The sequence below is a fragment of the Actinomadura nitritigenes genome (assembly GCF_017573545.1).
Taxonomy (GTDB): domain Bacteria; phylum Actinomycetota; class Actinomycetes; order Streptosporangiales; family Streptosporangiaceae; genus Spirillospora; species Spirillospora nitritigenes.
The window spans coordinates 161,173-181,038 of record NZ_JAGEOK010000008.1 but is presented as its reverse complement, the minus strand read 5'-3'; the positions used below and the strand labels follow the sequence as shown (position 1 = coordinate 181,038).

17 protein-coding genes and 2 riboswitches are annotated in these 19,866 nt (G+C 72.6%); of the genes, 10 read left to right on the top strand and 7 right to left on the bottom strand.

Annotation, left to right across the window (positions count from 1 at the left end; translation table 11 throughout):
• Positions 1 to 39: 39 nt before the first annotated feature.
• Entirely contained in the window at positions 40 to 1,137 is a 1,098-nt protein-coding gene (gene cds1 / locus J4557_RS14305) for an L-cysteine desulfhydrase Cds1 (protein WP_208266997.1), read from the top strand.
• Between the two features lie 17 nt (positions 1,138 to 1,154).
• Here the strand turns inward: cds1 and J4557_RS14300 are convergent, their stop codons facing one another.
• Together J4557_RS14300 and J4557_RS14295 are read right to left on the bottom strand one after the other, a co-directional pair.
• Entirely contained in the window at positions 1,155 to 2,453 is a 1,299-nt protein-coding gene (locus tag J4557_RS14300) for a M50 family metallopeptidase (RefSeq protein WP_208266996.1), read from the bottom strand.
• A gap of 111 nt (positions 2,454 to 2,564) precedes the next feature.
• Positions 2,565 to 3,341, bottom strand: a complete 777-nt coding sequence (locus tag J4557_RS14295) for a FadR/GntR family transcriptional regulator (protein WP_208266995.1) — start codon at positions 3,339 to 3,341, stop codon at positions 2,565 to 2,567.
• Between the two features lie 159 nt (positions 3,342 to 3,500).
• Between J4557_RS14295 and J4557_RS14290 the strand changes: the two genes are divergently transcribed.
• The 9 genes from J4557_RS14290 to J4557_RS14250 all read left to right on the top strand — a co-directional run bounded on the left by J4557_RS14290 (position 3,501) and on the right by J4557_RS14250 (position 13,787).
• Positions 3,501 to 5,030 carry an amino acid permease gene (locus J4557_RS14290; RefSeq protein ID WP_307799772.1) on the top strand — a complete coding sequence of 510 codons (1,530 nt, stop codon included), beginning with the start codon at positions 3,501 to 3,503 and terminating at the stop codon, positions 5,028 to 5,030.
• A gap of 22 nt (positions 5,031 to 5,052) precedes the next feature.
• Entirely contained in the window at positions 5,053 to 6,408 is a 1,356-nt protein-coding gene (locus J4557_RS14285) for a glutamine synthetase family protein (RefSeq protein ID WP_307799771.1), read from the top strand.
• Between the two features lie 29 nt (positions 6,409 to 6,437).
• Entirely contained in the window at positions 6,438 to 7,802 is a 1,365-nt protein-coding gene (locus tag J4557_RS14280) for an aldehyde dehydrogenase family protein (RefSeq protein WP_208266994.1), read from the top strand.
• Positions 7,803 to 7,855: 53 nt separating this feature from the next.
• Positions 7,856 to 8,620, top strand: coding sequence for a 3-oxoacyl-ACP reductase (locus tag J4557_RS14275; RefSeq protein ID WP_208266993.1), 765 nt, complete (start codon positions 7,856 to 7,858; stop codon positions 8,618 to 8,620).
• Positions 8,621 to 8,745: 125 nt separating this feature from the next.
• On the top strand, positions 8,746 to 9,114 hold the full coding sequence (locus J4557_RS14270; protein ID WP_208266992.1) for a hypothetical protein: 369 nt from the start codon (positions 8,746 to 8,748) through the stop codon (positions 9,112 to 9,114).
• A gap of 137 nt (positions 9,115 to 9,251) precedes the next feature.
• A riboswitch (glycine riboswitch) is annotated at positions 9,252 to 9,347 on the top strand.
• 4 nt (positions 9,348 to 9,351) lie between these two features.
• Positions 9,352 to 9,452, top strand: a riboswitch (glycine riboswitch).
• A gap of 72 nt (positions 9,453 to 9,524) precedes the next feature.
• On the top strand, positions 9,525 to 10,619 hold the full coding sequence (gene gcvT, locus J4557_RS14265; RefSeq protein WP_208266991.1) for a glycine cleavage system aminomethyltransferase GcvT: 1,095 nt from the start codon (positions 9,525 to 9,527) through the stop codon (positions 10,617 to 10,619).
• A 61-nt stretch (positions 10,620 to 10,680) separates the two neighbouring features.
• Positions 10,681 to 11,070: a glycine cleavage system protein GcvH gene (gene gcvH / locus J4557_RS14260; RefSeq protein WP_173099099.1), complete on the top strand. Its 390-nt coding sequence runs from the start codon at positions 10,681 to 10,683 to the stop codon at positions 11,068 to 11,070.
• Between the two features lie 22 nt (positions 11,071 to 11,092).
• Positions 11,093 to 12,349, top strand: a complete 1,257-nt coding sequence (gene glyA, locus J4557_RS14255; protein ID WP_307799807.1) for a serine hydroxymethyltransferase — start codon at positions 11,093 to 11,095, stop codon at positions 12,347 to 12,349.
• Positions 12,350 to 12,413: 64 nt separating this feature from the next.
• Positions 12,414 to 13,787 (top strand): L-serine ammonia-lyase, encoded by a 1,374-nt coding sequence (locus tag J4557_RS14250; protein ID WP_208266990.1) that lies wholly within the window; start codon positions 12,414 to 12,416, stop codon positions 13,785 to 13,787.
• Positions 13,788 to 13,911: 124 nt separating this feature from the next.
• On the opposite strand, the gene J4557_RS14245 is transcribed toward J4557_RS14250, so the two are convergent.
• From J4557_RS14245 to J4557_RS14225, 5 genes are all read right to left on the bottom strand, one after another.
• Positions 13,912 to 15,546, bottom strand: coding sequence for a serine/threonine-protein kinase (locus J4557_RS14245; protein WP_208266989.1), 1,635 nt, complete (start codon positions 15,544 to 15,546; stop codon positions 13,912 to 13,914).
• A gap of 55 nt (positions 15,547 to 15,601) precedes the next feature.
• Complete coding sequence (locus J4557_RS14240) at positions 15,602 to 16,048, bottom strand: winged helix-turn-helix transcriptional regulator (RefSeq protein WP_208266988.1); 447 nt, start codon at positions 16,046 to 16,048, stop codon at positions 15,602 to 15,604.
• Between the two features lie 57 nt (positions 16,049 to 16,105).
• On the bottom strand, positions 16,106 to 17,269 hold the full coding sequence (locus J4557_RS14235) for a thiolase family protein (protein ID WP_208266987.1): 1,164 nt from the start codon (positions 17,267 to 17,269) through the stop codon (positions 16,106 to 16,108).
• 103 nt (positions 17,270 to 17,372) lie between these two features.
• Positions 17,373 to 18,764 carry an MFS transporter gene (locus J4557_RS14230; protein ID WP_307799769.1) on the bottom strand — a complete coding sequence of 464 codons (1,392 nt, stop codon included), beginning with the start codon at positions 18,762 to 18,764 and terminating at the stop codon, positions 17,373 to 17,375.
• A gap of 514 nt (positions 18,765 to 19,278) precedes the next feature.
• Positions 19,279 to 19,857 (bottom strand): Asp23/Gls24 family envelope stress response protein, encoded by a 579-nt coding sequence (locus tag J4557_RS14225; RefSeq protein WP_208266986.1) that lies wholly within the window; start codon positions 19,855 to 19,857, stop codon positions 19,279 to 19,281.
• Between the last annotated feature and the right edge of the window lie 9 nt (positions 19,858 to 19,866).

Below are 19,866 nucleotides of genomic sequence, written 5' to 3'. Positions count from 1 at the left end.
GGACCCGGCCGATCGACGAGGATCGAGGGGAACATCACCGTGAGCCGTACCGCCGACCGCTGCGACCCCGGAGGCCGGGCCTGGATCGCCGAGGCGATCCGCAAGGTCGAGGCCGACGCCAACCGCAGCGCCGACACGCACCTGCACGTGTTCCCGCTGCCCCCGGAATGGGGCATCGACCTGTACCTCAAGGACGAGTCGGTGCATCCGACGGGATCGCTGAAGCACCGGCTGGCGCGGTCGCTGTTCCTGTACGGGCTGGCGAACGGCTGGATCCGCGAGGGAACGGTGATCATCGAGGCCTCCAGCGGGTCGACGGCGGTGTCCGAGGCGTACTTCGCGCGGCTGCTCGGGCTACCGTTCGTGGCGGTGATGCCGGCGACGACGAGCCCGGAGAAGATCGGCCTCATCGAGTTCCACGGGGGCCGCTGCCATCTCGTCGACGACCCGTCCTCGATCTACGACGAGTCCCGGCGGCTCGCCGCCGAGTGCGGCGGGCACTTCATGGACCAGTTCACCTACGCCGAGCGGGCGACGGACTGGCGCGGCAACAACAACATCGCCGAGTCGATCTTCGAGCAGATGCGGCTGGAGCGGTTCCCCGAGCCGTCCTGGGTGGTGGTCGGCGCCGGGACGGGCGGGACGTCCGCGACCCTCGGCCGGTACATCCGGTACCGGCGGTTCCAGACGCGGCTCGCGGTGGTGGACCCGGAGGGCTCGGCGTTCTTCGGCTCGTTCGCCGACGGCGACCCGGAGCGGACCGCGGCGGGCTCGCGGATCGAGGGCATCGGCCGGCCGCGGGTCGAGCCGTCGTTCCTGCCGACGGTGATCGACCGGATGATCCACGTGCCGGACGCGGCGTCCGTCGCGGCGATGCGCTGGACGAGCCGGGTCAGCGGCCGGGACGTGGGCGGCTCGACGGGCACCAACATGTGGGGCGCGGCGGAGCTGATCGCGGGGATGCGGGCGCGCGGCGAGCGCGGCAGCGTGGTGACGCTGATCTGCGACGGCGGCGAGCGGTACGCGGGCACGTACGGGTCGGACGTGTGGCTGGCCGCGCAGGGCCTGCACATCGCCCCCTACGAGGCGGCGCTGGACGCGTTCCTGAAGACCGGCGAGATGCCGGTCGCCGTCTGATCGGCCCGCGCGGCCCGTCAGCCCTTGAATCTGATCGGGTTGAAGACGTCGGCGTAGATGAGCAGGCCGCCCATGACGATCAGGACGGCCGCCATCACGTAGGTCACCGGCAGGGCCTTGGCGACGTCGACATAGCCGGGGTCGGGCTTGCGGAAGACCCGGGCGAACGCCTTCTTCAGCGCCTCCAGCAGCGCGCCGGCCATGTGGCCGCCGTCCAGCGGGAGCAGCGGGACGAGGTTGAACAGCCCGACCGCCAGGTTCAGCGAGCCGAGCAGCATCACGAAGTACCAGACCTTCTCGGTCGTCGTGAGGGTCTTCGAGGCGGCGACGTCGCCGCCGATGCGGCTGACGCCGACGACGCCGACCGGGCCGTTCGGGTCGCGCTTGTCGCCGCCGAACGCGGCGTTCCAGACGCCGACCATCTTCTGCGGCATCCGGACGAGCGCGCCCACGGTGTGCTCGGTCATCGACCCCATGGCCTCGGCGACGGCGCCGGGCCCCTGCCGCTCCATGGCCTGGGTGGGCGTGATGCCGAGGAACCCCACGTTGACGATCTTGGTGTCGTCCTTGAGGTCGTACATCTGGTTGCGGGCGATCGGGACGGTCAGCGTCATCTCCTGGCCGCCGCGCCGGATCGTCACCGGGACGTTCTGCCCGCCGGAGTCGCGGATCAGCCTCCGGAGCTGCTCATAGTCCTTGATCTTGTGGCCCTGGAAGGACAGGATCCGGTCGCCGGGCCGCATCCCGGCCTGGTGGGCGGGGGTCGGGGTGGCGTTCGCGGGGCAGCTCGTCACGTTCGACTGGCTCGCCGGGACGACGCACTCGGAGACCTCCTGGATGACGGGCTGCGCGGTCTGCTGCCCGATGCCCATCAGCAGGATCGAGAAGAAGACCACCGCCAGCACCAGGTTCATCGCGGGCCCGGCGAACATGATGATCAGCTTCTGCCACCAGGGCTTGGCGTAGAACACCCGGTCGCCGTCGTCGGGCCGCACCTCCTCGAGCGCCGCGCCGCGCGCGGACTCGATGAGGCCCTGCCAGGGGCCGGTGCTGATCCGCCGGACGGTGCCGGGGGCGTCGCCCCTGCGCGGCGGCAGCATCCCGATCATGCGGATGTAGCCGCCCAGCGGGATCCACTTGACGCCGTACTCGGTCTCGCCCTTGCGCTTGGACCACATCGTGGGCCCGAACCCGACCATGAACTGGGTCGTCCGCACCCGGAACAGCTTGGCGAAGCTGAAGTGGCCGAGCTCGTGCAGCGCGATGGACGCCAGCAGGCCGAAGAAGAGGATCAGCACTCCCGCCAGCCAGCCCATGCGTCATGCCCCTCCGTCGTGCACCCCGCGCACCGAGGGGTGGCCTCCAGCAACCACCTCAGCCTACGTCAACGCGGCGCATCGCGTTCAGCGCAACGGGCGACGGGGCCCCTAGCCGAGGAAGGCGCGGAGGAGGGCGGCGGTGCCTTCCAGGTGCTCGGCGACGGCGCGGCGGGCGGCCTCGGGGTCGCCGGCGAGGATCGCCTCGACGATCGCGGCGTGCTGGACGGCGGCGTGCTCGATGTTGCGGCCGAGGACGGGGATGGCGTTGAGCAGGTCGGTGACGCGCATCCGGGCGTCGGCGCAGGCGGCCGACAGCAGCGCGGACCCGGTCATCTCGGCGATGGCGAGGTGGAAGAGGGTGTCGAGGCGGCGGTACTCGTCCGGGCCGGCGGCGTTCAGCTCGGCGAGGCGCCCGCGCAGCCCGGCCCGCTGCTCGCGCGTCAGCCGGGTGGTGGCGAGGATCTGCGCGGCGCCGGTCTCGACGGCCATCCGGAAGGTGAGGGTGTCGTTGAGGTCGTCGCCCATCTGGGCGAGGGCCCGTTTGAGGTCGGACTGCCGGGGCTTCGGCCGCTCGTAGGTGACGAACGTCCCGCCGAAGCGGCCGCGGCGGGACTCGACGTACCCCTCCTGCTGGACGGCCCGGATCGCCTCGCGGAGCGTGACGCGGCTGACGCCGAGGAGGGGCGCCAGCTCCCGTTCGGGCGGGAGCCGCTCGCCGCGGTCGACGACGCCGAGCTTGATCGCCTGGAGGAGGCGCTCGACGGTCTCCTCGAACGCGTTGCCGGTGCGGACGGGCCGGAACACCGCCGCGGCCGCCAGGTCGGCGACGCCGGAGCCGGGGGCGTCCGCGCCGGGGGCGCGGGGGTCAGGCTCGGGTGCGGGCATGACCGTCCTTCGGTCCGCGGGGGGCTTCGGGCTCCACGTTACATGTGCGTTTCGTCGTCGTTCGGGGGTTGACGCGGACCCCCTCCGCAAACCTTAATGGTCTGTCATTAGCCCATTGCGGCTGTGTCGAAACCCCCCGTGGCACGCGAGGAGGTGCTCGTGAGCATCGACGAGCACAAGGCATCCCCCGACCCCATGTCCGATGACGAGAAACGGCTGCACGAGCTGGGCTACGCCCAGGAACTCAGCCGGTCCATGTCCGGCTTCTCCAACTTCGCGGTCTCGTTCACCATCATCTCGGTGCTGTCGGGCTGCCTGACCTCCTACACCATCGGCCTCAAGGGCGGCGGCCCCGTGGTCATCACGTGGGGCTGGCTCGGCGTCGGCGCGATGACGCTGCTGGTCGCGCTGGCGATGGCCGAGGTGTGCTCCAGCTACCCGACCGCCGGCGGCCTGTACTACTGGGCGGCCAAGCTCGCCCCGTCGAACGGCCCGGCGTGGTCGTGGTTCACCGGCTGGTTCAACTTCATCGGCCAGGTCGCGGTGACCGCCGCGATCGTCTACGGGTCGGCGGCGTTCCTGAACCCGCTGCTGGACCTGCAGTTCGGCTACGGCGTGACGCTCGGCCACACCTTCCTGCTGTTCGCGGTCCTGCTGGTCGTGCACGCGCTGCTGAACCAGTTCGGCGTGAAGCTCGTGTCGATCCTGAGCAGCGTCAGCGTGTGGTGGCACGTGCTCGGCGTCGCGTTCGTGGTGGGAGTGCTGGCGATCAAGCCGTCGCACCACCAGTCCGCCGGGTTCGTGTTCACCAAGTTCGTCAACGAGACGGGCTGGCAGTACGGCGCGTACGCGGCGCTGATCGGCCTGCTGCTGTCGCAGTACACGCTGACCGGGTACGACGCGTCCGCGCACATGACCGAGGAGACGCACGACGCGGCGCGGTCCGGGCCGAAGGGCATCGTGAACTCGGTGCTGATCTCGGTCGTGGCCGGCTGGGTGCTGCTGCTCGGCGTCACGTTCGCGATCCAGGACTACGGCAAGGCGGTCGCGGGCGGCCCCGCGGAGATCTTCATCGCGGCGACCGGCGACACGATGGGCAAGCTGCTGATCCTGGTGTCGTTCGGCGCGCAGTTCTTCTGCGGGATGTCCTCGGTGACGGCGAACTCCCGGATGATCTACGCGTTCTCGCGGGACGGGGCGCTGCCCCTCTCGTCCTTCTGGCACCGGATCAACAAGCGCAGCCGGACCCCCACCAACGCGATCTGGCTGGCCGCCGGGGGCGCGTTCGTGCTGGCCCTGCCCGCGATCTGGAACCTGACCGCGTACCTGGCGGTGACGTCGGTCGCGGTGATCGGCCTCTACATCGCCTACGTGATCCCGACGTTCCTGCGGCTGCGGCAGGGCAAGGACTTCACGCCCGGCCCGTGGAGCCTCGGCAGGTGGAGCAAGCCGATCGGCGTGCTCGCCGTGATCTGGGTCGTCGTCATCTCGATCCTCTTCATCCTGCCGCCGGCGAACCCGATCACCAAGGACACCTTCAACTACTCGCCCATCGCGATCCTCGTCGTCCTCGGCGGCGCGGGCCTGTGGTGGGTGCTGTCGGCCCGCAAGTGGTTCACCGGCCCCAAGGTGCAGGGCAGCGCCGAGGAGCTGGCGGCCATCGAGCAGGAACTCCAGTCGCTGGGCTAGCACCCGTTAGGAGACCGGACACGTGACCACATCGCTCACCCTCGACGAGCTGCGCGGGGAGGCGGCGGAGGGCCGGATCGACACCGTGATCGTGGCGATCACCGACATGCAGGGGCGCCTGCAGGGCAAGCGCCTGTCGGCCCGCTACTTCCTGGAGGAGGTGGCCGGGCACGGCTCGGAGGGCTGCAACTACCTGCTGGCCGTCGACGTCGACATGAACACGGTGGACGGCTACTCCATGTCGTCCTGGGATCGGGGCTACGGCGACTTCGTCATGCGCCCCGACCTCGGGACGCTCCGCCGGATCCCCTGGCAGGAGGGCGCGGCGCTGGTCCACGCCGACATCGTGTGGGAGGACGGCTCCGACGTGGCGCCCTCGCCCCGGCAGATCCTGCGCCGCCAGCTCGACCGGCTGGCGGCGCGGGGCTGGGGCGCCTACGTCGGGACGGAGCTGGAGTTCGTCGTCTACCAGGACTCCTACGAGGACGCCTGGCGGAAGGCGTACCGGGACCTCACCCCGGCGAACCAGTACAACGTGGACTACTCGCTGCTCGGCGGCGCCCGTGTCGAGCCGCTGCTGCGCCGGATCCGCAACGGCATGACCGGCGCGGGGATGTACGTCGAGTCGGCCAAGGGCGAGTGCAACCTCGGCCAGCACGAGATCGCGTTCCGGTTCGACGAGGCGTTGCGGACGTGCGACAACCACGTCCTGTACAAGACCGGCGCGAAGGAGATCGCCGCCCAGGAGGGCATGTCGATCACCTTCATGGCGAAGCCGAACGAGCGGGAGGGCAACTCCTGCCACGTGCACATCTCGCTGCGCGACGCCGACGGGACGCCCGTCCTCGCCGGGGACGGCCCGCACGGGCTGTCGAAGACCGGCGAGCACTTCATCGCGGGCCAGCAGGCGTGCCTGCGCGACTTCACCCTGCTGTACGCGCCGAACATCAACTCCTACAAGCGCTACCAGCCGGGCTCGTTCGCGCCCACCGCGATCAAGTGGGGCGTGGACAACCGGACGTGCGCGCTGCGGCTCGTCGGGCACGGGCCGTCGCTGCGGATCGAGAACCGGGTGCCGGGCGGCGACGTCAACCCGTACCTGGCGGTGTCGGCGCTGATAGCGGCGGGTCTCCAGGGCATCGAGAACGAGCTGCCGCTGGAGGAGCCGTACGCGGGCAACGCGTACGCGACCGACGCGGAGACGGTGGTCGGGACGCTCCGCGAGGCGGCGGCCGACTGGGAGCGCAGCTCCCTGGCCGCCGAGGCGTTCGGCAAGGAGGTCGTCGAGCACTACGCCAACTACGCGCGCGTGGAGCTGGACGCCTACGACCGGGCGGTGACGGACTGGGAGATGTTCCGCGGCTTCGAGCGCCTGTAGCCGCGGAAGAACGAGGCATCGAGGGGGACATGAGCGAGTTCGAGGTTCTGAATCCGGCGACCGAGGAGGTCGTGGAGGTCGTCGCGCTGGCGTCGGCGGACGAGACCGACGCGGCGGTGGAGCGGGCCGGGCGGGCGTTCCCGGCGTGGCGGGACCTGGCGCCGGGCGACCGGGCGCGGCTGCTGCGCGCGTTCGCCGGGAAGATCGACGAGCATCTGGACGAGCTGGCCGCGCTGGAGGTCCGCAACGCCGGGCACCCGGTCGGGCAGGCCCGCTGGGAGGCCGGCAACCTGCGGGACGTCCTGCAGTACTACGCCGCCGCGCCCGAGCGCCTCACCGGACGGCAGATCCCGGTGCCGGGCGGGGTGAACGTGACGTTCGCCGAGCCGCTCGGCGTCGTCGGCGTGATCGTGCCGTGGAACTTCCCGATGCCGGTCATGGGCTGGGGCATGGCGCCCGCGCTCGCCGCGGGCAACACGGTGATCGTCAAGCCGGCGGAGCTCACCCCGCTGACCGCCCGCCGCGTCGGGGAACTGGCGCTGGAGGCGGGGCTGCCGGAGGGCGTGCTGCAGGTGCTGCCGGGCGCCGGGCCGGTGGCGGGCCGCCGGCTCGTCGACCACCCGGACGTCCGCAAGATCGTCTTCACCGGCTCGACCCGGGTCGGCAAGGAGATCATGCAGGCGTGCGCGCCCGGCGTGAAGCGGCTGACGCTGGAGCTCGGCGGCAAGTCCGCCAACATCGTCTTCGCGGACGCCGACCTGGAGAAGGCCGCCGCGACCGCCCCGTACGCGGTGTTCGAGAACGCCGGCCAGGACTGCTGCGCCCGCTCCCGCATCCTGGTGGAGCGGTCCGTCTACGACCGGTTCCTCGAACTGCTCGAACCGGCCGTGCACGGCGTCGCCGTCGGCGACCCGCGCGACGGCAAGACCGAGGTGGGGCCGCTGATCAGCGCCGCGCACCGGGACCGGGTCGCGTCCTACGTGCCCGACGGCGCGCCCGTCGTGATCCGCGGCTCGGCGCCCGAGGGCCCCGGCTTCTGGTTCCCGCCGACCGTCCTCGCCACCCCGGACTTCGCGACGCTCCCCGCCTGGCACGACGAGGTGTTCGGGCCGGTCGTCACCGTCGTCCCGTTCGAGGACGAGGCCGACGCGTACCGGATCGCCAACGACACCCCCTACGGGCTGTCCGGCTCGATCTGGACCCGCGACGTCGGCCGCGCCCTGCGCGCGTCCCGCGCCGTCGAGGCCGGGAACCTGTCGGTGAACTCCCACTCGTCCGTGCGGTACTGGACGCCGTTCGGCGGGTTCAAGCAGTCCGGCCTCGGCCGCGAGCTGGGCCCGGACGCGCTCGACGCGTTCACCGACACCAAGAACGTCTTCATCGCCGCCGACTAGCCCCGGCCGGCGCCGTCCCCGCAAGCCCCGTGAGTGACAGGAGTGAGAGCAGCATGCAGCGTCTGGAAGGCCGGGTGGCCGTCGTGACCGGCGGCGCCAGCGGCATCGGCCTGGCCACCGCGCGCCGTTTCGCCGCCGAGGGCGCGAAGGTGGTCGTCGCCGACGTCGACGAGACCGCCGGCAAGAGCGCCGCCGACGAGCTCGGCGGACTGTTCGTGCAGGTGGACGTGACCAGCGAGGACGCGGTCGAGGCCCTGTACCGGACGGTCCACGGCGCCTACGGGCGCGTCGACGTCGCGTTCAACAACGCCGGGATCTCGCCGCCCGACGACGACTCGATCCTGGAGACCGGCCTGGACGCCTGGAAACGCGTGCAGGACGTCAACCTGACCAGCGTCTACCTGTGCTGCAAGCACGTCATCCCGTACATGCTGGAGCAGGGCAAGGGATCGATCATCAACACGGCGTCGTTCGTCGCGGTGATGGGCGCGGCGACGTCGCAGATCTCCTACACCGCGTCCAAGGGCGGCGTCCTGGCGATGTCGCGGGAGCTGGGGGTGCAGTTCGCGCGGAAAGGCATCCGCGTGAACGCGCTGTGCCCCGGCCCCGTCAACACCCCGCTCCTGCAGGAGCTGTTCGCCAAGGACCCTGAGCGGGCGGCGCGGCGCCTCGTCCACGTCCCCGTGGGCCGCTTCGCCGAGGCGTCGGAGATCGCCGCGGCGGTCGCGTTCCTGGCGTCGGACGACGCGTCGTTCATCACGGCGTCGGAGTTCCTGGTGGACGGCGGCATCTCCGGGGCCTATGTGACGCCCCTGTAGGGCGCCCGCTACGCGCCGCGGTGCTAACCGGCCCGCGTTTTCTTGGCACGCCCGTCGGTAGGCGCATGCGCGGCTTTCTGCGCATCATGGCGCTTCCCACCCCCGGTCCCTGGAGAAGTGATCCTGTGAAGCGCAGTCTCGTGGCGGTCCTGGCGTTGTCGCTCGCGCTCGGCGGATGCGGCGGTTCGGACAAGAAGAGCACCGCCTCGTCGTCCACCGCCGCGTCGGCCCCCGGGGCGTCGTCCGCGCCGTCGGGGGGTTCCGGGGCGTCCGGCGCCTCGAAGGGCGCCGGGGCCGCGCCGACCGCCCCCGGCGGGAACGGGACGGCGCAGTACGCCCAGAAGTTCAACGACTGCGTGCGCAGGCACGGCATCACGATGCCCAGCCCGCACCCGAGCTCGACGCCGTCGAAGGCGGAGCTGGCCAAGATCAGGGCTGCGCTGCAGGCGTGCGTGAAGGCGATGTCCGGCACCCCCGCCGCCACGCCGAAGTGATCGGCCGCCCGGCCGGAGTGCGCAGCGCGTCCGGCCGGGCCCGCCGTGCCGCCGCCGTGCATCCGGCATGCCGCCGGCAGGGCGCGGCGGCCGCTGGTCGCACGGCGTTGCCGCTGCTAGCCTTTGCGCGACGCCGTTGATCCCGTGCGGGAGAGTTCCACGCAGCCGGCGTGGGACGCCGAAGGAGCAAATCCTCCCCGGAACCTCTCAGGCCCACGGACCGCACGGACCAGGCGACCTCTGGAAAGCGGGGACCCCGGTCCCCCGCCGAAGGTGAAAGCCCGCGCCGCGTCCCGTACGGGGCGGCGGGTGAAGCTCTCAGGCGCCGATGACAGAGGGGGAGGCACCGATACGCCCGGTGCGCGAGTGGGACGATGGACACGCGCGCCCGTGACGAAGGAGCCGAACCGATGTCCGCCGACCCGACCCCGAAGAAGACGCCGCTGCACGACGTCCACCAGGACCTCGGCGCGAACCTCGTCGATTTCGCCGGCTACCTGATGCCGCTGCGCTACCGGAGCGAGACCGCCGAGCACCAGGCCGTCCGCACCGGCGCGGGGCTGTTCGACCTGTCCCACATGGGAGAGATCTTCCTGTCCGGCCCCGGCGCCGCCGGCGCCCTGGACCACGCGCTGGTCGGGAACCTGTCGCCGATGGCGGTGGGCAAGGCCCGGTACACGATGATCTGCGACCCGGACGGCGGCGTCCTCGACGATCTGATCGTCTACCGGCTCGCCGACGAGACGTGGATGGTGGTCGCGAACGCCGCGAACGTCGCGGTGGTCCGGGACGCGCTGACCGAGCGGGCCGCGGGCTTCGAGGCCGCCGTCGACGACCGCTCCGACGCCTACGCGCTGATCGCGCTCCAGGGCCCGCGCGCGCAGGAGATCCTCGAAGGGTTCACCGGCGCGCCGCTCGCCGACCTGCGCTACTACGCGATCCTCGCCGACCGCGTCGCCGGCGTGGACGCCCTGATCGCCCGCACCGGCTACACCGGCGAGGACGGCTTCGAGCTGTTCGTGGACGCCGCCGACGCCGTCGCGCTGTGGAAGGCGCTCGCGGCGGTCGACGGGGTCGTGCCCGCCGGGCTCTCCGCGCGCGACACGCTCCGCCTGGAGGCCGGGATGCCGCTGTACGGCAACGAGCTGACCCGGGAGACGACCCCGTTCGAGGCCGGCCTCGGCCGTGTGGTCAAACTGGACAAGGCGGTCGACTTCGTCGGGAAGGCGGCCCTGGCGGCGCAGGCGCAGACCCCCGCGGGCCGTAGGCTCGTGGGACTGGTGGCGCGCGGGCGTCGCGCGCCCCGGAAGGGGTACCAGGTCGTCGCGCCGGACGGCACGCCGTGCGGCGTGGTGACCAGCGGCGCCCCGTCGCCCACACTGGGCACGCCGATCGCCATGGCCTACCTCGACAGCGGCGTCGAGGAGGCCGGCCTCGCGGTGGACGTGCGCGGCAGGCAGGAGCCGGTCGACGTGGTCGCCCTGCCGTTCTACAAGCGTTCCTGAAACACAGTCGTCCGGGGGTGTGGGGGCCCGGCCCCCACATGGGAAGAGAGAGAAAAAGATCGTGAGCGTTCCGGAGCAGCTCCGCTACAGCGAAGAGCACGAGTGGGTGGCCGGCCTGGGTGGCGAGGACGGCATCGTCACGGTCGGCATCACCGCGCACGCCGCCGACGCGCTCGGCGAGATCGTCTACCTCGAGCTGCAGCCCTCGGAGGGCGACGCCGTCGAGGCCGGCGAGCCGTGCGGGGAGATCGAGTCGACCAAGTCGGTCAGCGACCTGTACTCGCCGGTCAGCGGCGAGATCACCGCGATCAACAGCGCGGTGGTGGACGAACCCAAGGTGATCAACGACGACCCGTACGGCGAAGGCTGGATCTTCAAGGTGCGGATCTCCGACGAGCCGGGCGACCTGCTCGACGCCGAGTCCTACGACAAGCTGATCGAGGAGAGCTGACGTGGAATCGGGGAGAGCTCAGGTGAACCTGTACGACTCCCTCGCCACGGCCGACCCGGAGGTCGCCGAGGCGGTGGACGCCGAGCTGCGCCGCCAGCAGTCCACCCTCGAGATGATCGCGTCGGAGAACTTCGCGCCGGTGTCGGTGCTGGAGGCGCAGGGCTCCGTCCTGACCAACAAGTACGCCGAGGGGTACCCGGACAAGCGGTACTACGGCGGCTGCGAGTTCGTCGACGTCACCGAGCAGCTGGCGATCGACCGTGCCAAGTCGCTGTTCGGCGCCGAGCACGCCAACGTGCAGCCGCACAGCGGCGCGCAGGCCAACACCGCGGTCTACTTCGCGCTGCTGCAGCCCGGCGACACGATCCTCGGCCTCGACCTCGCGCACGGCGGGCACCTCACCCACGGGATGCGGCTGAACTACTCCGGCAAGGTGCTGAACGTGGTGCCCTACCACGTCCGCGCGGAGGACGGCCTGGTCGACATGGACGAGGTCGCCTCCCTCGCCGCCGAGCACCGGCCGAAGATGATCGTGGCGGGCTGGTCGGCGTACCCGCGCCGGCTCGACTTCGCCGCGTTCCGGGAGATCGCCGACTCGGTCGGCGCGCTGCTCATGGTGGACATGGCGCACTTCGCCGGGCTCGTCGCGGCGGGGCTGCACCCGTCGCCCGTCCCGTACGCGGACATCGTCACCACCACGACGCACAAGACGCTCGGCGGCCCGCGCGGCGGCCTGATCCTCGCCCGCGAGGAGTTCGGCAAGAAGATCAACTCGGCGGTGTTCCCGGGCATGCAGGGCGGCCCGCTGGAGCACGTGATCGCCGCCAAGGCGGTCGCGCTGAAGATCGCCGCGTCGGACGGGTTCAAGGCCCGGCAGGCCGTCACCGTCGAGGGCGCGAAGATCCTCGCGGAGCGGCTCCTCGCCGAGGACTCGGCGAAGGCCGGCGTGAAGGTGCTCACCGGCGGCACGGACGTGCACCTCGTCCTGGTCGACCTGGTGGACTCCGAGCTCACCGGGCGCGACGCCGAGGACCGGCTGCACGAGATCGGCATCACCGTCAACCGGAACGCGGTCCCGAACGACCCGCGCCCGCCGATGGTGACGTCCGGCCTGCGGATCGGCACGCCGGCCCTCGCGACCCGCGGCTTCACCGCCGAGGACTTCGCCGAGGTCGCCGACGTCATCGCGCTGGCGCTGCAGCCGTCCTTCGACGCCGTGGCGCTGTCGGCGCGGGTGAAGGCCCTCGCCGACAAGCACCCGTTGTACCCCGACCTGTAACTCCTTCGCGCCCCCTTCCCCCTCAGGGCGGGAAGGGGGCGCGCGCTACGACGAGGTAGCACCCATGGCCATCAGCGTTTTCGACCTCTTCAAGATCGGTATCGGCCCGTCGTCCTCGCACACGGGCGGCCCCATGGCGGCGGCCCACCGCTTCGCCCGCGGCCTGCACCGGGACGGCCTGCTGGGGCGGACCGCGTCGGTCCAGGCGGTCCTCTACGGCTCCCTCGGCCTCACCGGCAAGGGGCACGGGTCCGACAAGGCCGTCATCCTCGGCCTCGAAGGCGACAAGCCGGAGACCGTCGACGTCGACACGGTGGACGGGCGGCTCGCCGCGATCCGCGAGCGCAAGTCCCTCCGCCTGTTCGGCTCGCACGACGTCCCCTTCGCCGTCGGCGAGCACCTGGTCTTCGAGCGCAAGGAGTCGCTGCCCGGCCACCCCAACGGGATGCGGTTCACCGCGTTCGACGCGTCCGGCGAGGAACTGCGCTCCAAGGTGTACTACTCGGTGGGCGGCGGCTTCATCGTGGACGAGAACGCCACCGGCGCCGACCGCATCAAGCCGGACGACACCGTCCTGCCGCACCGGTTCGACACCGCCGCCGAGCTCCTCGACCGCTGCCGCGAGACGGGCCTGTCCGTCTCGGCGCTCATGCTGGAGAACGAGAAGGCGTTCGGCCGCACCGAGGAGGAGATCCGCGACGGGCTCCTCGCGCTGTGGCACGTCATGCGGGCCTGCGTCACCCGCGGCTGCACCCGCGAGGGCCTCCTGCCGGGCGGCCTGAAGGTGCGGCGGCGCGCCCCGCAGCTGCACCGCCAGCTGTCGGCGGAGCAGGCGTCCGACCCGCTGCACGCGATGGACTGGGTCACGCTCTTCGCGCTCGCCGTCAACGAGGAGAACGCCGCGGGCGGGCGCATCGTCACCGCCCCGACCAACGGCGCCGCGGGCATCATCCCCGCGGTCCTGCACTACCACGACCGGTTCGTGCAGAGCGGCGACGACCAGAGCGCCGTCCGGTTCCTGCTCACCGCCGGCGCGATCGGCGTGCTGTTCAAGCAGAACGCCTCGATCTCCGGCGCCGAGGTCGGCTGCCAGGGCGAGGTCGGCTCCGCCTGCTCGATGGCCGCCGCCGGGCTCACCGAGGTCCTCGGCGGCACCCCCGAGCAGGTCGAGAACGCCGCGGAGATCGGTATCGAGCACAACCTCGGCCTGACCTGCGACCCCGTCGGCGGCCTCGTCCAGGTCCCGTGCATCGAGCGCAACGCGGTCGGCGCCATCAAGGCCATCAGCGCCGCCCGCATCTCCCTGCGCGGCGACGGCCGCCACTTCGTCTCCCTCGACAAGGCGATCAAGACGATGCGCGACACCGGCCGCGACATGCTCGACAAGTACAAGGAGACCTCGCGCGGCGGTCTCGCCGTCAACGTCATCGAGTGCTGAGGGGCGGCCGCCCCGTGAGCTGCAGGGCCGTGAGCTGCAGGGCCGTGAGCTACAGGGCCGTGAGCTACAGGGCCGTGAGCTACAGGGCCGTGAGCTACAGGGCCGTGAGCTACAGGGCCGTGAGCTACAGGGCCTTGTCGAGGGCCAGGTCGGCGGCGCGGCGCAGGGCCTTGCGGTAGCGGTCGTCGATGGTCGGCGCGGAGCAGGAGGCCATCGCGATGATGTTGCCCTTGCGCGCCACGACCTCGGCCCACGAACTGCTGGTGACTCCCTCGCAGCTCTCCTCGCCCACGCCTCCGCCGGCGGCGGGCGGCGCGGTACAACCGAAGTTCGTGCCGCCGCGCAACGCCTTGCGCGCGTCATCGACCCCCTGGTGCGGGTCGTCGCGGTTGTAGAGGTTCAGCTGGATCTGGAAGGTGTCCGTCGGCGGGAAGAGGTCCGTGCCGAACGCGCAGAGCTTCCACTCCCCGTACTGGTCGGTGCTGTTCCGCGGGATGCGCTTGCCCTTCGCGGCGCCCATGTCGCTCAGGACCCGCTTCCCCGCGCTCGAGTCGTAGATCGAGCACATGTCCGACGGAAGGGACGCCACGGCGGCGGGGCTCTCGTGGCGCAGCACCTGCCGCACCACGATGACGCCGCCCGCCACCATGGCCGCGACGACCGGCAGCGTGATGGCGACCGTCAGCCAGGGCCAGACCCGGCGGCGGCGCGCTTCGCCCGGGGGAAGGGCCGGCTGCGACCACCCCGGCGGTGCCGTCCACTGCGCCTGCTGCGGCACGGTGCCGGCGAGCCCGGCCGCGGGAGGCGGTGACGTGGGAGGCGGTGACGTGGGAGGCGGTGACGTGGGAGGCGGTGACGTGGGAGGCGGTGCCTCGGGCGGAAGAGGCACGGACGCCGGAGGCGGCGACGCGAACGCGGGCGCGGGCGACGCGGCGGCGGGAAGCGTGTCGACGGGCTGCCACGCGGTCCGCGCCGTCAGGCGGGAGATCACCTCCGCCGCCGTCGGCCGCTCGGCGGGGTCCTTGGCGAGGCAGGACGCGACCAGGTCGCGCAGCCACCCGTCCAGGCCGGACAGGTCCGCGTCCTCGCTGAGGATCTGGTGGAACAGCGCCTGCACGCCGTCCCGCGCGAACGCCGGATGCCCGGTCGCGGCGAACACCATGGTCGCGCCCCAGGAGAACACGTCCGCCGCGGCGGTGGCGGGGCGACCCTCGATCTGCTCGGGCGCCATGTACGCCGGCGTCCCGATCGGGCCCCTGGTCAGCGAGGACGTGACGTCCAGCTCCCGCGCGATCCCGAAGTCGATGATCCGCGGGCCGTCCGGGCCGAGCAGCACGTTGTGCGGCTTGAAGTCCCGGTGCACGACCCCCGCGGAGTGGACGGCGGCGAGCGCGGTCGCCGTGTCGATGGCCAGCCGTTCCAGCGCCGCGCCCCGCCGCGGCCCGTCGGTCTTCACCGCGTCCTGCAGGGACGGGCCGTCCACGTACTCGCTGACCACGTAGGCGGAGGCGGGATCCAGCCGGACGTCGAGGACGCGCACCGTGCAGAAGGGCGCGACCCGCCGGGCCGTCTCGACCTCGCGGCTCAGCCGCCGCAGCGCTTCCTCGTCCAGCCCGCGCAGCACCTTGACCGCGACCCGCTCGCCGCCGGCCCCGCGCCCGAGGTAGACGACGCCCTGCCCGCCCTCGCCGAGCCGCCCCTCGATCTCCCAGGAGCCGACGTGCGCGGGATCATCGGCCCTCAACGGCATCGCGGACATCTCGCACCTTCCTGCAGATGTCCCTCTTCTATCGCATTTCGCCGTCTCTCCGGGGTCAGGAGGTGAGGGCGCCGCGGCCCGTCGGCGAGTGGGCCCCGGGACGCGCCTCGTCGCCGCAGTGCCGGCAGACCACCATCGGGCTGAGGGTCTCGCCGCAGGAGTGCTGCCAGCGGACCGGCGGGTCGTCCGGGTGCAGGTGCCGGTCGCCCCACGCCATCAGGACGATCAGCACGTCGCACAGCTCCCGCCCCGCCGCCGTGAGGTGGTACTCGTAGCGGACGGGGTGGTCGCTGTAGCGCTCGCGGTGGACGATCCCGTTCGCCTCGAGCTTGCGGAGCCGGGTCGTGAGGATGTCGCGGGCCGCCCCGGTGTTGCGGGCGATCCGGTCGAACCGGCGGACGCCGTAGCTGAGCTCCCGGATCGCGAGCAGCGTCCACCGCTCGCCGACGATGTCCAGGGTGTCGGCGATGGAGCACTCGCGGGGGTGGGCGTCCTTCGGCATACCGGGAAGCCTAGCCGCCGGTTCCGGACGGCCCGCCCGCCACGACCGGCCCGCCCGTCACAGCCGCTCGACGATCGTCGCGTTGGCGAGGCCGCCGGCCTCGCACATCGTCTGCAGCCCGTAGCGCCCGCCGCGGTCCTCCAGGGCGTGCAGCAGCGTCGTCATGATGCGGGCGCCGCTCGCGCCGAGCGGGTGCCCGATGGCGATCGCGCCGCCGCGGACGTTCACGCGCGCGAGGTCGGCGCCGGTCTCGCGCTGCCAGGCGAGCACGACCGGGGAGAACGCCTCGTTCACCTCGAACAGGTCGATGTCGCCGAGGGTCAGGCCGCCCCTGGCCAGCACCTTCTCCGTCGCCGGGATGATCGCCGTCAGCATGAGCAGCGGGTCGTCGCCGGTGACCGCGAACGCGTGGAACCGGGCGCGGGGGCGCAGGCCGAGCCGCTCCGCCACGTCCGCGCCCATGACCAGGACGGCGGCGGCGCCGTCATTGATCGGGGACGCGTTCCCGGCGGTGACCTTCCACCCGATCTCGGGGAACCGCGCCGCCGTCCGCTCGTCGTGGTAGGCGGGCCTGAGGCCGGCGAGGATCTCCGGTGACGTGCCGGGCCGCACGGTCTCGTCGCGCTGCCCGGTCCAGGCGACCTCCCGGTCGAACTCGCCGTTCTTCCACGCCTCGGCGGCGCGGCGGTGCGACTCGTAGGCGTAGGCGTCGAGCTCCTCGCGGGACAGGTCCCACTTCGCGGCGATCAGCTCCGCGCTGATGCCCTGCCCGACGAGGCCGTCCGGGTACCGCTCGCCGAGCATCGGGCCGAACGGGTCGCTGCCGGGCAGCACGCTCGACCCCATCGGCACCCGCGACATCGACTCCACGCCGCACGCGATCGCGATGTCGTACGCGCCGCTCTGCACGCCCTGCGCGGCGATGTGCAGCGCCTGCTGGGACGAGCCGCACTGCCGGTCGACGGTCATGGCCGGCACGGTCTCGGGGAACCCGGCCGCCAGGACGGCGGTCCGGGTGATGTTGAGGGCCTGGTCGCCGACCTGGGTGACGACCCCGCCGATCACGTCGTCCACCTGCCCGGGGTCGATCCCGGACCGTTCGACGAGCGTCCTCAGCGTCCGCGCCAGCAGGTCGGCCGGATGGTCGGCGTGCAGCGCGCCGCCCGGCTTGCCCTTGCCGACCGGCGTGCGCACCGCTTCCACGATCACCGCGTCCCGCATGACCACCTCCGTTGTGTTCTCCAACTTACTGCCCAGTATCCGCCCGGCGGGTTGGAAAACACAACCCACCGGCGAGCGTGCCGCCCCTCACACTTCCTCCCGCCTAGACGGACCCGGCGGAGTCGCCGGGCGGGGCGGCGGCCGGGGCGGCGGCCGTGGGGCGGGGGCGGCGGATCAGGAGGCAGGCGGCGGCCGTCGCGAGGGTCGCGAGGAGCACCAGGCGCCAGCCGTCGTCGAACGCGCCCGCCCCGCCCGGCGCGGCGTCCGGGCCCAGCGCGGCGATCAGCATCGCGACGCCGAGGACGGTGCCGATCTGCCGCGCCATCGTGACCATGCCGGAGCCGGTCGAGAAGTCCCGGGGCGGCAGCGCGGACACCGCGGCGCCGACGAGGGTGGGCAGGGCCAGCCCGACACCCACGCCGGTGAGCAGCATCCCGGGCAGCATGCCGGCCGCGTATCCGTCGTCCGGGCTCATCATCCACGTCCACCACGCGATGCCGGCCGCGAAGGCCGCGCAGCCGGCGATCGCGATGGGGGCCGCGCCGGTGCGCCGGGCCAGCGGGCCCGCGCCGACGGCGAGGCCCGGGACCATCAGCGGGCCGGGCGCGATCGCGAGTCCCGTCCGCAGCGCGGACCAGTGCCAGACCTGCCGGCACCACAGGACCGCCGAGAGCAGCATCGCGGCGAACGCGACCGCGAAGAGCAGGTTCGCCACGGACGCCGGGGCGAAGCCGGGGACCCTGAGCAGCGGCAGCGGCAGCACGGGCTCGGGGTGGCGGGCCGACCGGCGCACGAACAGCACCAGCAGGACCGCCGCCGCCACCAGCGTCCCGATGACGCCTCCGGAGTCCCACCCCCAGTCGTTGCTCTTGACCAGCGCGAGCGCGAGCGCGGCGATGCCCGCCGTCAGCAGGCCCGCTCCGGCGAGATCGGGCCGCGCCGTCCGCCCGGCCGGCGCAGCGCCCCGGCCCGGCGAGCGGACGACGCGCGGGCCGGCCAGCAGCACGGCGATGCCGGCGGGGACGTTGACGAGGAACACCCAGCGCCAGTCGAGCTGGGTGAGCAGGCCGCCGGCGACCGGGCCGAGCGCTGCGGCGAGGCCGCTCATCGCGGTCCAGGCGCGGACGGCGGCGAGCCGGCGCGCGGGGGGCGCGGCGGCGACGAGCAGCGCGAGCGAGGACGGGGTCAGGAACGCGGCGCCCGCCGCCTGGACGGCGCGCGCCCCGACCAGCGACCAGACACCGGGCGCCACCGCGCACGCCGCGGACGCGACGGTGAAGACGGCGATGCCGCCGAGGTAGGCGCGCTTGGGCCCGGTGCGGTCGGCGAACCGGCCGGCGGGGACGAGCAGGGCGGCGAAGACGACGGCGTAGGCGTTGAGGATCCAGGACAGGGACGACAGCGACGCCCCGGTGAAGTGCCGGCCGACGTCGGGGAGCGCGACGTTGACGATGAAGACGTCCAGGTTGGCCATGGCGACACCGGCCGCCACCACGGCGAAGACGACACCGAACCGCGCCGCGGCAGGCTCGTCCGCCGGACGGGTGGCCGCCGACGCCGCCGGACCAGGAGCCGCACCGGCCTCCGGTGAAGGCGATGCGCCGTCCGGCCGGGTCGAGGGCGTGGTCGAGGTCGGGCGGGGGGGAGGTGAGGGGGTGGCGGGCGGCATGGCTCTCCCAGTGAGTTGCGTTTTCCAACCATCAAAGCGAAGTCGGTTGGAGAACACAACCCGCATCGGACGCCGAGTGCGGCGGCCGACCCCTCACATGAAGAACCCGGGGGCGCGGCGTCGCCGCCGCACCCCCGGGTCTTCGGGCCGCTCTAGCGGGAGGGGCCCATGCCGTGGTCCGTCTGTTCCTTCCATGCGTCGAAAGACCCCTCGACGGAGCCACCCGGAACTGGCAGGTCCAAGCGAGCCTCCTCATCCCTCTCGACGTCATGTTCACTGAACACGCTAATCAGATAAACCGCCGTTCATGCCCAACAAGCCCCAAAGGTGTCGCCAAAGGTCAGAGCAGCGTGTCCCCGCGGTCGCCCTTCACCAGCCGCAGCCGCACCACCGCCGGCACCGACTCGCGGCCGAGCGCCGCCGCCAGCCGCGGCATCCCCTCCTCCTCGATGCGGCTCCGCAGCTCCGCCGGATCCGCGCGCCGCCCGTACGCGACGCTCAGCCGCAGCTCCGGCCGCCGCGACGAACCGATCAGCCGGGCCCGCGCCGTCCGCACCCCCGGGTACTCGCCGACCTCGGACTCCAGCGCGTCCGTCACCGCCTTCCCCGACAGGCGCGTCCGCCCGCCGGCGGCGTCCGGCTCCATCGCCAGCCCCGGCAGCCGTCCCGGCCGGCCCTGCGCGAACAGCCAGGCCAGCCCGAGCAGCGCCAGCACGATCACCGCCGCCGCGACCGCCGGCCAGAACCAGCCGTGATCCGCGGCGTACCGCCGGACGGCGCCGCTGAACACCCGGCCGGTGGCCCGGTCCTGGCCGAACACCCCGGCCCCCCGCGCCAGCCCCGCGCCGCCCGCGGCGGCCATGATCGCCCCGACCAGGACAAGTCCGGTCCGATTGAGGGGAGCGGGCCACCGGTTCATCCGGGCCCC